At 72.7% G+C, this 14,733-nt stretch carries 11 protein-coding genes; 8 read left to right on the top strand and 3 right to left on the bottom strand.

Annotated features, from left to right (window positions below):
- Window positions 1-67: 67 nt before the first annotated feature.
- The 3 genes from AC3DE3_RS04755 to AC3DE3_RS04745 form a co-directional block, all read right to left on the bottom strand.
- On the bottom strand, window positions 68-1,351 hold the full coding sequence (locus AC3DE3_RS04755; protein ID WP_488369158.1) for a glycosyltransferase 87 family protein: 1,284 nt from the start codon (window positions 1,349-1,351) through the stop codon (window positions 68-70).
- Complete coding sequence (locus AC3DE3_RS04750) at window positions 1,348-2,901, bottom strand: CCA tRNA nucleotidyltransferase (RefSeq protein ID WP_260489228.1); 1,554 nt, start codon at window positions 2,899-2,901, stop codon at window positions 1,348-1,350. Before AC3DE3_RS04750 ends, AC3DE3_RS04755 begins: the two co-directional genes overlap by 4 nt.
- A gap of 411 nt (window positions 2,902-3,312) precedes the next feature.
- Entirely contained in the window at window positions 3,313-3,645 is a 333-nt protein-coding gene (locus AC3DE3_RS04745; RefSeq protein ID WP_260486132.1) for a putative quinol monooxygenase, read from the bottom strand.
- A gap of 100 nt (window positions 3,646-3,745) precedes the next feature.
- Between AC3DE3_RS04745 and AC3DE3_RS04740 the strand changes: the two genes are divergently transcribed.
- From AC3DE3_RS04740 to trxA, 8 genes are all read left to right on the top strand, one after another.
- Complete coding sequence (locus AC3DE3_RS04740; RefSeq protein WP_488369157.1) at window positions 3,746-4,834, top strand: alpha/beta hydrolase; 1,089 nt, start codon at window positions 3,746-3,748, stop codon at window positions 4,832-4,834.
- A gap of 70 nt (window positions 4,835-4,904) precedes the next feature.
- Window positions 4,905-6,206, top strand: coding sequence for an NUDIX hydrolase (locus tag AC3DE3_RS04735; RefSeq protein WP_488369156.1), 1,302 nt, complete (start codon window positions 4,905-4,907; stop codon window positions 6,204-6,206).
- The gene (locus AC3DE3_RS04730) at window positions 6,203-8,854 is read left to right on the top strand and encodes a hypothetical protein (RefSeq protein WP_488369155.1); all 2,652 of its coding nucleotides are present in this window, start codon (window positions 6,203-6,205) and stop codon (window positions 8,852-8,854) included. Before AC3DE3_RS04735 ends, AC3DE3_RS04730 begins: the two co-directional genes overlap by 4 nt.
- The gene (gene murJ, locus AC3DE3_RS04725; protein ID WP_488369154.1) at window positions 8,851-10,686 is read left to right on the top strand and encodes a murein biosynthesis integral membrane protein MurJ; all 1,836 of its coding nucleotides are present in this window, start codon (window positions 8,851-8,853) and stop codon (window positions 10,684-10,686) included. The genes AC3DE3_RS04730 and murJ overlap by 4 nt, the downstream gene beginning before the upstream one ends.
- Window positions 10,687-10,775: 89 nt before the next feature.
- Window positions 10,776-12,416 carry a protein kinase family protein gene (locus tag AC3DE3_RS04720; protein ID WP_488369153.1) on the top strand — a complete coding sequence of 547 codons (1,641 nt, stop codon included), beginning with the start codon at window positions 10,776-10,778 and terminating at the stop codon, window positions 12,414-12,416.
- A gap of 52 nt (window positions 12,417-12,468) precedes the next feature.
- On the top strand, window positions 12,469-13,128 hold the full coding sequence (sigM, locus tag AC3DE3_RS04715) for an RNA polymerase sigma factor SigM (RefSeq protein WP_260486138.1): 660 nt from the start codon (window positions 12,469-12,471) through the stop codon (window positions 13,126-13,128).
- Window positions 13,129-13,372: 244 nt separating this feature from the next.
- Window positions 13,373-14,305 carry a thioredoxin-disulfide reductase gene (trxB, locus tag AC3DE3_RS04710; protein ID WP_260486139.1) on the top strand — a complete coding sequence of 311 codons (933 nt, stop codon included), beginning with the start codon at window positions 13,373-13,375 and terminating at the stop codon, window positions 14,303-14,305.
- A gap of 58 nt (window positions 14,306-14,363) precedes the next feature.
- Window positions 14,364-14,708 (top strand): thioredoxin, encoded by a 345-nt coding sequence (gene trxA, locus AC3DE3_RS04705; protein WP_260486140.1) that lies wholly within the window; start codon window positions 14,364-14,366, stop codon window positions 14,706-14,708.
- Window positions 14,709-14,733 lie beyond the last annotated feature (25 nt).

Here is a 14,733-nt window from a genome sequence, read left to right as displayed (position 1 = left end):
CGATCCGCGATCTGTGGAGCAGCGATCCGTAATCCACAGATCGCCATTCCGCCTTGACGGCGGGCGCTCAGCGGCTCGCGGTGGCCCTGTCGAGCAGCGCGGGTTGTTCGGGGTCGCCGCCCAGGTCGGGGCGGCCGAGGCGGGACGCCCGGAGTCCGACGACGACGAGGAAGACCGCCGCCCAGATCAGGTAGGCGTTGCCGACGAGGTGCTCAAGCGGGCCCCAGCCGAGTTCGCGGTCCTCGCTGTGCGGCACCCACCACTGCGGTGTGCCCAGGAAGACCACCACGCCGCTGCCGGCCAGGGCGAGCCAGCCGCGCTCGTCGTCGTCGCCGTCTCGCCCCGCGCGGTCGGCCCACACCAGGGTGAGCACGATCGCCGGCACCGCCCACACCCAGTGGTGCCCCCACGACACGGGCGAGCAGAACAGCGCCACGTGACCCACCGCCACCGCGGCGGCCACCTCGTGGCCGGACCGCAGCAGCCGCCACGACACCCACGCGATCCCCAGGCCGATCGCCGCGGACACCACGAACCACGCGACCGACGCCGCGGTGTCCTCTAGCCCGAGGCGGTGCACGAACCCGTTCACCGACTGGTTGGACGTGAACGCCAGACCGCCGATCCGGGCCGGGTCACGGATGGCGAAGGTCCAGTAGCGGGCCGAGTCGTCCGGGGTGAGCAGGTGCCCGATCCCGGTGAACGCGAGGGCCGAGACGACCGCCGTGGCCAGCCCGCGCCAGTCGCGCCGCAGCACGAAGTACAGCAGGAACACCGCCGGGGTGAGCTTGATGGCCATCGCCAACCCGGTGAGGGTGCCGCCCCACCAGCGGCCGCGGCCGCGGATCACGTCGACCAGCACCAGCGCCATGAGGAAGACGTTGACCTGCCCGAACCCGATCGTCTCGCGCACCGGGCCGAACCACAGTGCCACCGCCACGATGGCTGCCGTGAGCCACCACAACTCCCGCTGCGGGCGTTCGCACGTGCGCGTGAGCACCAGGTGCACGACATAGGCCAGCACCGCGATGGTCGCCAGCGTGATCAGCGCGGACGCGACCGCCAACGGCACCAGCGTGAGCAGTGAGAAGAGCTGCGCCGACAGCGGGGGATAGGTGAACGGCAGGTGGGCGCCCTGGGCGAGCTGCGGCAGCTCGCCGTAGAGGTCGCCACCGTCGCGGAACACCTGCCCGCCGACGCGGTAGACGTCGAGGTCGATGCGGTACGGCGGGGTCTGCTGCAGCCCCGGGATTCCGACGGTGTGCAGCAGCGTGCCGACGACGGCGAGGACGGCGACGACGACCCGCGCAGCGGCCGAACCGAGGTAGCGGTCGACCGCTCCGCCAATCATGCCGGGTCGCCGTTCTGCTCGGCGGAGCCCCCGGACCCGCCGTTCTGCTGCGGTTCGTTCTGTCCCGCCCACCAGCTCAGGAGTGCGGCCTCGGCCTCATCCCGGTCGAGCGGGCCGCGGTCGAGGCGCAACTCCTTGAGATATGCCCACGCGCGACCGACATCGGGCCCCGGCTTGAGGTCGAGCAGCGTCATGATCTCGTTGCCGTCGAGGTCTGGGCGGACCCGCGCGAGGTCCTCCTTCTCCTCGATCTCGGCGATCCGCCGTTCCAGCGAGTCGTAGTTGGCCTGCAGCTTGGCCGCCCGCCGCTTGTTGCGGGTCGTGCAGTCCGCCCGGACCAGCCGGTGCAGGCGCGGGAGCAGGTGTCCGGCGTCGGAGACGTAGCGGCGCACCGCGGAATCCGTCCACTGACCCTCGCCGTACCCGTGGAAGCGCAGGTGGAGAAACACCAGGCCGGAGACGTCCTCGATCATCTGCTTGGAGTACTTGAGCGCACGCATGCGCTTGCGCACCATCTTCGCGCCGACCACCTCGTGGTGGTGGAAGGTCACGCCGCCGCCGGGCTTGGGCGCCCGTGTGGCGGGCTTGCCCACGTCGTGCAGCAACGCCGCCCAGCGGAGCACCAGGTCGGGCCCCTCGGGTTCGAGGTCGATGGCCTGCTTGAGCACCGTGAGCGAGTGCCAGTACACGTCCTTGTGCTGCATGTGCTCGTCGCGCTCGAGCTTCATGCCGGGCACCTCGGGCAACACCCGGTCGGCCAACCCGGCCTCGCACAGCATGTTGATGCCGTCGATCGGGAAATCGCCGAGGATGGTCTTGTCGAGCTCCGTCCGCACCCGTTCGACGGTGATGCGGTCGATCTCCCCGGTCATCTCCGCCATCGCCCGGAACACCCGCGGCGCCAGGGTGAACCCCAGCTGGGAGACGAACCGGCAGGCCCGGAGCATGCGCAGCGGGTCGTCGGCGAACGACTGCTCCGGCGCCGCCGGGGTGTCCAGCACGCCGGCGAGCAGGGCGTCCATCCCGTTCAGGGGATCGACGAACTCCTGGCGCCCGTCCGGGTGCAGACGCACCGCCATGGCGTTTACCGTGAAGTCACGCCGGATGAGGTCACCCTCGAGGGTGTCGCCGAAGACGACCTCGGGGTTCCGGGTCACCCCGTCATAGGAGTCCGCGCGGAACGTGGTGATCTCGATCTGCTGCTCGATCCCGCCACCGTCCCGCTTGACGGCCGAGAGCGTGCCGAACTCGATCCCGGTGTCCCACACCGCGTCCGCGTAGTCGCCGAGGATGGCCCGCACCGTCTCGGGTCGGGCGTCCGTGGTGAAGTCCAGGTCGGTGCCCAGTCGGCCGAGCACGGCGTCGCGGACACTGCCGCCCACCAGGTAGAGCTCGTGCCCGGCGTCGCCGAACGCCGTCGCGAGCGGGGCCAGCACGTCCGCCAGGTCGTTCATGGTGGTCTGGGCGCCCGCCAGCAGCCGGACCCGGCGTGCCTCGACCTCGGCCGGGTCGGGCCGGGCGCCCGGTCCGTCCTGCAGAGCCGAGAACACCGCGGCGTCGTGTCGATCGGAGGCGGCTCGATCGGCGGCGGCACTGCGGTCGGGGGTCGGTCTGCGGGCTGTCACGCGCCCGACTTTACCGAGTGGACCCGGCAAAGCCTGATCCGCGCACTCGGGGGCGGGGCCGAGTCGGGGCCGAGTCGGGGCCGAGTCGGGGCCCGGCCGGACCCGGGACGACGGCCGAGTGTGCATCCGGCCAGCACGAACGGCTCCGGATACGCTGCCTAACCGACCTACGCTGCGGAAATGCACACAGAACCCCGGGTCACGCTGCGGGATTGGACCATTCAAGGCGCGTAAGTCAACGAGGCAGCGTATCTCGCGCGAGGTGCGCTGCCAGAGTGTCAGACAGGCCCCCCGGGAGCAGCCGGACACCCGCGCCTCCGGGCTCGGCGCGCCGCCTCACCCGCCCGCCGCGACGACTTTCGACCACAGCGGGTCCACGGCCTCCACCTCGGGCGGGCCGCTCAGCAGCGGGCTCGACTCCTCCAGGTATCGCAGGTAGGCGGGGTTACCGAGGAACTCCTGGGCGGCCGCGGCATCCCGGTAGTGCTGGAACACCACCATCACGTCCGGATCCACGTGGGACGCGCACAGCACATAGGCCTCGTGCCCGTCGTTGGCCTGGACGGCCTCGGGCATGTGCCGACGCCACACCTCGATCAACTGGTCGCGACGGCCCGGCTTGGCCCGGTGTCGCAGGACCAGGGCGTGGGCGGACGGGCCAGTGCTCATACAGCGGACTCTAGCCGCGCCCGCCGCCGCGGGACCGTTCCCGGCCGCCACGGGATCGACATCCTGTCCCGTGATACAGAAGCAATCTAGAGTGACGGGTGTGTCTCGTCGTCGTCGTATATACCCACGCCCGTCACCCAGCCGTCGGCGCATCGCACCGACGGCCGTCGCGCTCACGGCCGCGGCCGTGGTGGCGCTGACCGGCGCGGTCCACCCGCTCGCAGGCGCGCAGTCCGCCGGCGGCGTCGACACCTCCACGGCCCTCGGATTCACCACCTCGCCCCGCCCCACCGCGCCGCCCCCGGTCGACACCTCCCGGCCACAGATCCTGCGCGTCCAACCGGTCGAGGGCCGCAAGGTACTCGCCGACGTGTGGTCCCCGTCCATGGCCAGGGCCGTCCCCACGTTCCTCCTCCTCCCCGCGAGCCCGTCGCCGGCACCGCTGTTGCTCCTGCTCAACGGCGTGGGCGGGGGAGAAGACCACGTCGGCTGGGCCTATCACACCGACTACGAGGACTTCTTCGCCGACAAACACGTCCTGGTCGCCAGCCCGGAGGGCGGCCGGTTCAGCCTCTACACCGACTGGCAGCGCGAGGACCCCGTCCTCGGCGTCAACCGCTGGCACACCTTCCTCGACTCCGAACTACCCGCCGCGCTCACCGGCGCCCACGCCCTGAACGGCACCCGCGGCGTGATCGGCGTGTCCATGTCCGGCGGACCCGCGCTCACCCTCGCCGCGCGGAGCCGACACCATTGGGCCGCCGCGGCGTCCCTGTCCGGGTTCCCCGAGGTCTCCACGCCGTTCGGTCGCGCCGCCATGACCGCGATGGTCGCGCGCGGCGGCGGCAACGTCCACAACGCGTTCGGCCCTCACGACGACCCGGCCTGGCTCGTCAATGACCCGTCGCACGACGTCGAACGGCTCCGCGGCACCGCCCTGTACCTCGCGTCCGCCCCCGGCAACCCCGGCCCGCACGACTCGCCGGAGATCGGGTCGGCGACCTTCGCTATCGGCGCGCCGACGGAACTGGCCGCCGACCTGGGAACCCGCCACATGGCCCGCGCGCTGCGGGACGGCGGCGTGCCCTTCACCTATGACCGGTACCCGACCGGCGCCCACACCTTCGCCCTGTTCACCCGCGAACTCCGGGACTCCTGGCGGGTAGTCGGTCCGGCGCTCGGGGCCTGAGCCGCACGCGACCGGGCGGCGGCGCGCCGTGGATTCCGGTCCACTCACCCCCGGCCGGTAGCATCGATGGGTGTCCGAAGCCGATCGTCCCGCCGAGCCGCGCGCCACAGCGCCGCGGCGTCGTCGCGCACGTCGGTCCGCCGGACCCGGAGCCACCGGACGCGAATCCACTGGTCACACGCGGGACGGCGCCGCCGCGAAGCCCGCCGACGGCGCGCGCAACTCCCAGGGTGACAAGTCCAGATCAGCGGCTCAGAACACCTCCGGTGGTGCTGGCCAGAAGTCCGGCAAGGGGGGTCAGTCCGGGCCCTCCGGTTCCTCCGCCCCAACCGGCGACGGCCAAACCCGGCAGGGCCGGCGCCGCCGCCGCGGGGGACGCGGTCGCCGCGGTGGTCGGGGACAGGGCCGCGCGCCCGAGAACCAGAACCAGTCGTCCGGTACCGACGCCACCCACACGGTGAAGTCCGGCGACGGCACCGCCGGTGCCACCGCCCGCCAGACCCCCCGACACCCGCGTCAGCCCGGCCGGCCCAAGTCGGGCGGTGCCCAGGCGAGCTCGGCCAACACCACGCGGACGTCCGCTCCCTCGAAGGCCGGCGGCGGCTCCGGCTCCAAGGCCGGCTCCAAGTCCGGCGGCAAGGGTGGGTCGAAGGCCGCGCCCAAGACCACCAAGCCCGGCGCCCACCAGGGTGGCAAGGCCGGCGTCAAGAACGCCCGTGGTGGTCGCGGGGGAGCGCGGCATCCCCGCGGCGGCCAGCGCCTCAAGACAGTGCTGGAGACCTCGGCCGGCGGCCTGGTGGTCCGGAATCTCGCGCACGCGGCGGTCGGCCCGGAAGCCGACCTGTCGCGGCTCGAGGTCGCGCTCATCGGTCGCCTGGACCGCCGCAATCGGATGCTGTGGTCCATGCCCAAGGGACACATCGAACCGGGGGAGACCGTCGCGGAGACCGCCCGGCGCGAGGTGCTCGAGGAGACCGGGGTCGACGGCACCGTCCTCGCACCGCTGGGCACCATCGACTACTGGTTCGTCGCCGAGGGCCGACGCATCCACAAGACGGTCCACCACCACCTCATCCGCTACGACCACGGCGAGTTGTGCGACGAGGACCCGGAGATCACCGAGGTCGCGTGGTTCGCGTTCGACGACCTGCCCAGGCGCCTGGCCTACCCGGACGAGCGTCGCCTGGTGGAGTCCGCGCGCACCCTGCTGCCCCGACTCGCTCGTGCAGAACTGGCAGGTGACAACCCGCCCCCCGCCGACGCGCAGAAGGTCGACCCCTCCCGGCGGGCGGACGGCCCCGAGCCGGTCCGCCGGACCGGGGCGCCCGGCGTGACCCCCCGCGACGACGCGCCGGAGGAGTCCGGGCCGTGACCGCGCGGCCGGTTGGGCGCGCAGTCCGGGCGGTCGTCCCGACGGCGTTGTGTGCCGCGCTGGCGGTGGGGCCGCTGTGGGGTGTCCAGCCGGCCGGCGCGATCACCCCTGAGCAGGCCGCGGCCGCCGGGTACATCCCCACTCCGGCGCCGGCGCTGGCGCGGATCACCATCGACGAGATCTCCCCGCGCGTCCTCGACGGCGCGGGCGGCGCGTCCGGGACGGGTGAGGTCGCGGTGGGGACCGAGGCCGGGGTCCCGGTCGTCACGGTGTCCGGGACGATCGCCAACGTCGGCGAGCTCCCCCTCGAGTCGGTCGACGTCCGCCTCCAGCGCGGGCCCCGTGCCGCCGACGCGGAGGCCGTCCGGGAGCCGCTGGTGTGGTCGGAACCGTCGTTCGGGGTCCGTGGCGAGTTCGTGCGGGTGGCAGAGGCCGTGCCGCCGGGGGAGTCGGTGTCGTACCGGATCTCCATGCCCGCCCGCGAGATCGTCGGAAGTACCGCACCCGACCTGCAACTCACCGAGCCTGGTGTCTACCCGCTGCTCGTCAACGTCAACGGGACCCCGGAGGGCGGTTCGCCCGCGCGGCTCGACGACGCACGCACCCTGCTGCCCGTGCTCGAGGCACCCCGGCCGGCGGCGCTTCCGGGGGTCGACGACGAGGTGGGCGCCCCCGGGCCGGCGGACGTGCCCGGACCGGTACCGGTGCCGCTGACCATGCTGTGGCCTCTGGCCGCGGCCCCCACGCGGGTCGCGACGGTGCCCGGCGCGGAGGGCCCGGACCCGGTCGTGGCCCTGACCGACGACTCGCTCCTGCGGGAGCTGGCCGAGGACGGCCGGCTCACCGGGCTCGTCCGGGCGGCCGACGAGGCATTCGACGGCGCGGGCGGGCGGGACCTGCGACGGGCGGTGTGCCTGGCCGTGGACCCGGACCTCCTGGGAACCGTGTCCGAGGTGGCCGACGGACGGACCGTACTCATCGGCGACGGCTCCGGCAGGAGCGACGGCGGAGGCTCTTCCACCCGGACCCGGGGCGAACGGGACGACACGGAATGGTCCGGTCCCGAGGATCCCGGGGCGGTGGCCGCGGACGCCCGGCGGTGGCTCGACGAGTTGCGGGCGCTCGCCGAGGGCGGTTGCGTCGTGGGTCTGCCGGCGGCCCAGGCCGGCCTCGAGGCCGTCGGGGCGGTGGGTTCCACCGAACTCACCCGCGCCGCGCTCGACAACACCGACGCCGTCGAGCGGATCCTCGGGGTGGCCCCCGTCCCCGACACCCTGGTCCCCGCGTCGGGGACCCTGCTGCCCGGCACCGCCGAGGCGCTGAACGAACCCGACATCACCGCCGTCGTGGCCGCCCCGTCGACGCGGACCGACACCGGCCTGGTCCCGCCGCCCGGGCTGGTGGGGCTGGCCGGGGCCGGCCGGGCGCTGACCTACTCGGCGACCGTCGGCTCGACTCTCGCCGCGACCGGGGCAGCGCCCGAGAACCCACGGTATTCCGACCCCGACACCCGGTACTGGCTGACGGCCGACTCCGCGGCGGCCCGACTGCAGGACGCCCGCGCGGCCCTGCTCGCCCCGGTGGTGGACGCCGTCGATACGGCCGCCGCTGCCGGACCCGTCCCCATCCCTCCTCTCGACGCGATCGGCGCCGATCCCGCCGGACCGTCCACCGGTGATTCCCCCGCCGCCGGCGCCGCCACCGGACCCGCCGCCGCAACCGACCCCACTGCCGACCCCGCCGCCGATCAGGGCGTGCTGGCCGTGCCGCCGCAGGTGTGGAGCATCGACGGCGACGCCGCGGGATCGCTGCTCGAGTCCCTCGGTGCCCAGCTCGAGGCGGGCAGGATGCGCGCGCTCCCGCTCGCCGAGCGCCTGGCGGGCCCGGTCACCATCCCGGACGGCTCGCTGGCGGACGACCCCACGGGGGCCGTCGACCCGGGTGCGATCGACCTGGCCGGGGCGGACCGGCGCGTGGCCGACGCAATGCGGGGGGTCGGCACCCTGCGCTCACTCGTTGACACCTCCGACCCCACCTCGGCGGACGCCCGGTTCCACCTCGACCCGATGGTCTCCGATGCCCTCCGGGCCCTGTCGGAGACCGGCCGGCGAGCCGGGGGGGACGGGACGTCGCCCGGGTCCGGCACCGGTGAGGTCGCCCGGGGCCGGACCGCTGCCCGACTCGAGCGGCTCGAGCGGACGGTCGCGGACTCTCTCGACCGGGTGGACCTGCTCCCGCCGGGCAGCGTGTTCACCATGGCCAGCCCCAACAGCCCTTTGCTGCTGGTGACCCGCAACGCGCTGCCGTTCCCGGTACGCGTCGGCGTCACCGTCACCGCGCCGGCCGACATCCGGGTGGACCCGGTGGGGATCATCCAGATCCCCGCCTCGGGATCACGGACCCTGCAGGTCCCCACCCAGTCCGACGCCGAGGGCGGCGCCCGCCACACCGTCGCGTTCGTCCTCGAGGGACCCGACGGGCGCCCGCTGTCCGAGCCGGTCGAGTTGTCCGTCCAGACCGGTGGCTACCCGGTGGCGCAGGCGTTCGCGCTCGCCGCAGCGGCCCTCGCCCTCGTCCTCGGGGGTCGGCGGTACCTGCGCTACCGTCGGGGCATCCTCGACCCCGCGGACGAAGGGCACCGACCGTGAACGACGAGCAGGGGTCCCCCGGACCCGAACTGCGCAGACCGGACCCCGGGCTCCGGGGCCGACGCCGTGAGTCGGGCAGCAGCGTGCTGCCCGGCCCGGTGTCACCGCCACCGGTCGCCGACTCGTTCTCGCCCGACGCCGCGCCCGCGTCTCCCGGGTCGGCGGCGCCGGAGCAGTCCACCCCGCCGGGCGGGGGGACCGGGACGCGGACCCGGGACTCCTCCGACGCCTCGGTGATGCGCTCGACCGGATCGATGGCGGTGGCGAACCTCGCGAGCCGCATCACCGGGTTCGTGCGGATGATCCTCATCCTCACCGTGCTCGGCCCCGCGGTCGCGTCCGCCTTCAACACGGCCAACACACTGCCCAACATGATCACCGAGCTCGTGCTGGGCTCGGTCCTCACCGCCATGTTCATGCCACTGCTGGCCAGGGCAGCGCAGGAGGACGAGGACGGGGGAGTGTCGTTCCTCCGGCGCCTGCTCACCGTGACCTCGGTCCTCGCGCTGGGGGCGACGGTGCTCGCCGTGGCCTGCGCACCACTGCTCACCGAGCTCAACCTGGGTGACGGCGAGGTCAACACCGACCTGGCCACCGCGTTCGCGTTCCTCCTACTGCCGCAGATCTTCTTCTACGGCGTGTTCTCGGTGATGCTCGCGGTCCTCAACTACAACGGGATCTTCCGGCCCGGGGCCTGGGCGCCGGTGTGGAACAACCTGGTGGCCATCGCGACGCTCGTGCTGTTCGCGGTGGTCGGCAGCGGGATCGACCCGGCCGCCCCGGTCAACCTGCTCAGCGCCCCCATCCTGCTGCTCGGTCTGGGCACCACCCTCGGCGTGATCGTCCAGGCCGCCGTACTGGTGCCGGCCCTGCGCCGCGCCGGCGTCGACCTGCGGCCCCAGTGGGGTCTGGACCCCCGCATCAGGCAGTTCGGCGGTCACGCCCTGGCCGGCGTCACCTACGTGCTCATCTCCCAGGTGGGCCTGGTGATGACCAACCGCATCGGTTCGGCCGCCGACGAGGCCGCCATCGCGATCTACCAGACCTACTGGCTGCTGTTGCAGGTCCCGTACGGGATCATCGGTGTCACCCTGCTCACCGCCATCAACCCGAGGCTCGCCGACAACGGGGTGGCCGGCCGCAACGACGCGGTGGTGCGCGACATCTCGCTGGGGACGCGGCTGTCGCTGTTCGGTCTGCTCCCGATCATCGCGTTCATGACCGCGTTCGGTCCGACCATCGCGACCGGCCTGTTCCGCTACGGCAACTTCGACGCCGAGAGCGCGCAGGTCCTCGGCCTGACCCTGGCCTTCGGTGCGTTCACCCTGGTCCCGTACGCGATCGTCCTGCTGCAGCAGCGGGTGTTCTACGCCCGCGAGGACTACTGGACGCCCACGGTCATGATCCTCGCGATCACCGTCGTCCGCGTGATCCTGTCCCTCATCGTCCCCGCGGTCGCCGAGCAGCGCTCCCACGTGGTGATCGGACTGGCCCTGGCCAACGGCATCGGCTGGGTCGTCGGCGCCGTCGCCGGGTTCATCCTGCTGCGGTCGAAGCTGGGTTCCCTGCGCGGCCGGGAGACTCTCCGGTCGGCGTCGTGGACCCTCGGCGCGTCGATCGTCGGTGCCCTGGTCGCGCTCGCCGTGGACAGGATCCTGCCGATGGACACCCTCACCGACGCGGTCGGCAGCATCGGCTTCGTCCTGCGGGCCGGTGTCGCCGCCGTCATCACGCTCGTGGTCACCGGTCTGATCCTGTCGCGCTCCCGCCTGCCCGAACTCGACACGATCACCCCCGTTCTCCGCGGGCTGGTGGGACGTCTGAGGCGATAGTCGAACCCCCGGGGGGCCGGTACGTACACTCGGGGATCACGAGCGGTGCCTCCTGGTGGGCTGCCGCACCAGGCGAGGAGGGTCATCGGGTGGGTGAGCAGACTGGAGCCCCGGCATCGGACTCCTCCCCGCCGCCACCTCGTCTCACCGTCGGCGGTCTGGTCTCCGGAGGGAGATACGAACTCCTCGAGCCCTGCGGCGGTGTCGCCGGACAGAGCTTCTGGAGGGCCCGCGACCGACGCCTGGGCCGGTTCGTCGCCCTGACCTTCGTCGACCCCCTCCCCGGCGAGCAGCCACCGGGTTCGGCGACCGGCGTGCTCGACCGGACCGTCGCCCTGACCGCGGTCTACGCCGACGGATTGGCGCGCGTGCTCGACGTCATCCGCGGCCGGGCGGGCGGCATCGTGGTCTCGGAGTGGATACCCGGACGCAGCCTCGCGGCGGCGGTGGCCGAGCCGGATCCCGACTCCGCCGTGGGCGCGGTGTGGGACCTCGCCGACGCCGCGACCCGTGCCGAGCAGGCGGGACTGGCCCTGGGCCTAGACTCGCCCGACCGGATCCGTCTCACCGAGGACGGGCGCGCCGTCCTGGCCTTCCCCGGGGTCCGCGCCGGGGCCGACGCCCGAGCCGACGTGCAGGGCCTGGGCGCCACCCTCTTCGCGCTCCTCGCCGGGTCGTGGCCGCTCCCGCTGCCCGAGGGCTCCGATCGGCACGAACCCACGGACGGTCGGCCCGGGGCCGCCCCCAGGGACGACGACGACGAGGTCCTCGACCCCACGGTCGCCGGTTCCGGGGTCGCGCCGGAGTCCGCGGTGCTGGCCATGCGGTCCCTCGACGGGTCATCGGTCAGCTCGGCGGCCACCGTCAGGGCCATGGTGACCGACCGCGTCGGCGGGCCGGAACGGGCCGCCTCCCGACCCACGTACCCGGTGGGCCCACCCACGACACGCTGGGCGGCGGAGGTGGATCCCACACCGGAAGCTGGGTCGTACCCGCAGCCGTATGCGGAGCCGGATCCGGAGGTCCAGAAGCGCCGGTGGCAGATCATGGCCGGGACCGGTGCTGCCGCGGTCGTGGTGATCGCGTTGCTGTTCGCGTGGATGCTCGGCGCGTTCGGCAGCGCCGGCAACGACACCCCGCTCGCGCAGCAACTCGACGCCATCGAGCGGGCCGCCCAGGCCAGCCGCGCCTCGCAGGCCGCCGAGCCCGCCGACGACGGATCGGCCGCGGACGAGGGCGAGGAGAAGACGACACCGGAGGACGCCCCGTCCACCCCGGTCACCGTCTCGACCGTCACCACCTGGCAACCCCCGTCCTCGAACGGCACCGCCGAGAACGCGGGGAGCGCTCCCGACGTGGTCGACGGCGACCCGTCCACCTCGTGGTCCAGCGACACCTACCGCTCACAGATCGGGGACGGACCGTCCGCCTACAAGCCGGGTATCGGCCTGATGCTCACCCTCGACGGCGAGCAGGAGGTACGCCGGGTCGTCCTCCGATCCCGGGACGACGACGTGCGCTTCGAGGTGCGGTCCTCGCCCACCGCCTCACCGACGTCCCTCGACGAGACCACGCGTCTCGGGACGGGCACCGTCCGTGACGGCACGGCGACCGTCACGATCGACGAGCCGGAGAAGGCCGAGCACCTCCTGGTGTGGATCACCCGTCTCGGGACGTCCGGGACCGATGCCTACGAGGCCACGATCACCGAGGTCGAACTGACCCGCTGACGGTCCGGGGAGAGACCCCCACGCCGGGCCCGGCCGGGTTACGGTGACGGCCGTGAACACCGGTACCGCCGCACCGACCGCGGCGAGTCCCCGCGCACTCCACGGTGCGGATTCGCCCATGCGTGCGGAGTCGCCTGTGCGGGCAGCGTCGCCTATCCGTGCAGAGTCCCCGTTGACCGACGTGGAACTGCTGGACGCGCACGTCGCCGGAGACCCCGACGCCTTCTCCGCCCTGGTCCGGCGGCACTACGACTACCTGTGGCGACTGGCCATCCGTACGTCGTTCAACCGCGATGACGCCGCCGAGGCCCTGCAGGAGGCCCTCGTGTCGGCCTACCGGAAGGCTGACACGTTCCGCCACGCCTGCCCCGTACAGGGATGGCTCTACCGGATCGTGGTCAACGCCTGCCTGGACAAGATGCGGTCGCAGCGTCTGCGGACACACACCCAGCTCACGCCGGCCCTGCACGAGCAGGTCACGCTACGCGACCACTTCTACCAGGACCCGGCGTACGCGATCATCGTCGCCGAGGCGTTGGCGGAGCTTCCCGGGGATCAGCGGGACGCCGTCGTCGTCGTCGACATGCTGCGGTGCACCGTCGCCGAGGCGAGCCACCTGCTCAACATCCCCCCGGGCACCGTGAAGAGCCGGTGCTCGCGCGGCCGCGCGAAACTCAGCGTCCTGCTCGAGGGAGTCACCCTCACGAACTGAGCCGGTGGTCACTTCCGTCTGTGGGACCTCCCGACAGTGGGCACCCGCCGTCAGTGGGACCTCCCGTCAACGGCCCCGTCCTGTGGGCCACCACCGCCGCCCCGGGGGTGTTCGTCCCGTCACCCGGCGCACGGGGGCGGGAACAAGCCGGGGCCCCGGGGTGTTGTGGCCTTGAGAAGGCCTGGCACCGTGATACAGGTCCTGACGATCAACCGCCGACCCGCGCGAGGAGCCCAGAGAACTCATGAGCGACACCGTCCACGACGTCATCATCGTCGGATCCGGCCCGGCCGGCTACACCGCCGCCATCTACTCCGCACGGGCCGAGCTGAAGCCGGTGGTGTTCGAGGGCTCCCAGTTCGGCGGCGCGCTCATGACCACGACCGACGTCGAGAACTTCCCCGGTTTCGCCGAGGGCATGATGGGCCCCGACCTCATGATGCAGATGCGTGAGCAGGCCGAGCGGTTCGGCGCCGACCTCCGCATGGAGGACGTGACGTCCATGGACCTCGCCGGGGACATCAAGACGGTCCGGGTGGGCGAGGAGGAGCACCGCGCCCGCGCCGTGATCCTCGCCATGGGAGCCGCAGCACGCTATCTCGGCGTCCCGGGGGAGCAGGAGTTCCTCGGCCGCGGTGTGAGCTCGTGCGCCACCTGCGACGGGTTCTTCTTCCGTGACAAGCCGATCGTCGTGGTCGGCGGCGGGGACTCGGCGATGGAGGAGGCCACATTCCTCACCAAGTTCGGTTCCTCGGTGACGATCGTGCACCGCCGCGAGGAGTTCCGCGCCTCCAAGATCATGCTGGAGCGGGCTCGCGAGAACGAGAAGATCTCGTTCGTCCTCAACACGGCCGTCGACGAGGTCCTGTCCGGAGCGACCGGTTCGGTCGAGAAGCTCCGTCTGCGCAACACCGTCACCGGTGAGACGAGCGAGCTCGAGACCGCCGCGATGTTCGTGGCGATCGGCCACGACCCGCGCTCCGAGCTGGTGCGCGACCAGGTCGAGGTGGACGAGGACGGGTACGTCCTCACCGGTCAGACCACCGCCACCTCCCTCCCCGGCGTGTTCGCCTGCGGCGACCTCGTGGACCACCGTTACCGCCAGGCGATCACCGCCGCCGGTTCCGGCTGTGCCGCGTCGATCGACGCCGAGCGCTGGCTCGCCGAACAGGCGTGATCCGCGAATCGTCCTGAACCCCCAGGACCCCATCACCCACCCCGAAAGGACCGCCATCATGGCCGACACCCCGAACATCATCGACGTCACCGAGGCCGACTTCGCCGACTCCGTCCTCGCCGCCAGCGGCTCCAAGCCGGTACTCGTCGACTTCTGGGCCACGTGGTGCCGCCCATGCACCATGATGGCGCCGGTCCTCGACGAACTCGCCGGCGCTGAAGCGGACAAGCTCACCGTCGCCAAGGTCGATGTCGAGGCCAACCAGGAGCTCGCCGCCGAATACCAGATCACGGCGATCCCGGCGATGCTGCTGTTCCAGGAGGGCCAGCCGGTCAAGCGCATCACCGGCGCCAAGTCCAAGTCCGCGCTGCGCTCCGAGCTGGGCGACGTTCTCGGGGCCTGAGCACCCCGGCGCCGCCCCCTCCCAC

It is taken from the genome of Dietzia sp. IBK-p2-16D (assembly GCF_057773085.1).
The sequence above is the reverse complement of the archived record's forward strand: the minus strand, read 5'-3'. Positions and strand labels throughout refer to the sequence as shown.

Excerpts from the sequence above, each read along its gene's own strand:
- AC3DE3_RS04755 (WP_488369158.1), bottom strand. The coding sequence starts at position 1,351 with ATGATTGGCGGAGCGGTCGACCGCTACCTCGGTTCGGCCGCTGCGCGG.
- AC3DE3_RS04745 (WP_260486132.1), bottom strand. The coding sequence starts at position 3,645 with ATGAGCACTGGCCCGTCCGCCCACGCCCTGGTCCTGCGACACCGGGCC.
- trxB (WP_260486139.1), top strand. The coding sequence starts at position 13,373 with ATGAGCGACACCGTCCACGACGTCATCATCGTCGGATCCGGCCCGGCC.
- trxA (WP_260486140.1), top strand. The coding sequence starts at position 14,364 with ATGGCCGACACCCCGAACATCATCGACGTCACCGAGGCCGACTTCGCC.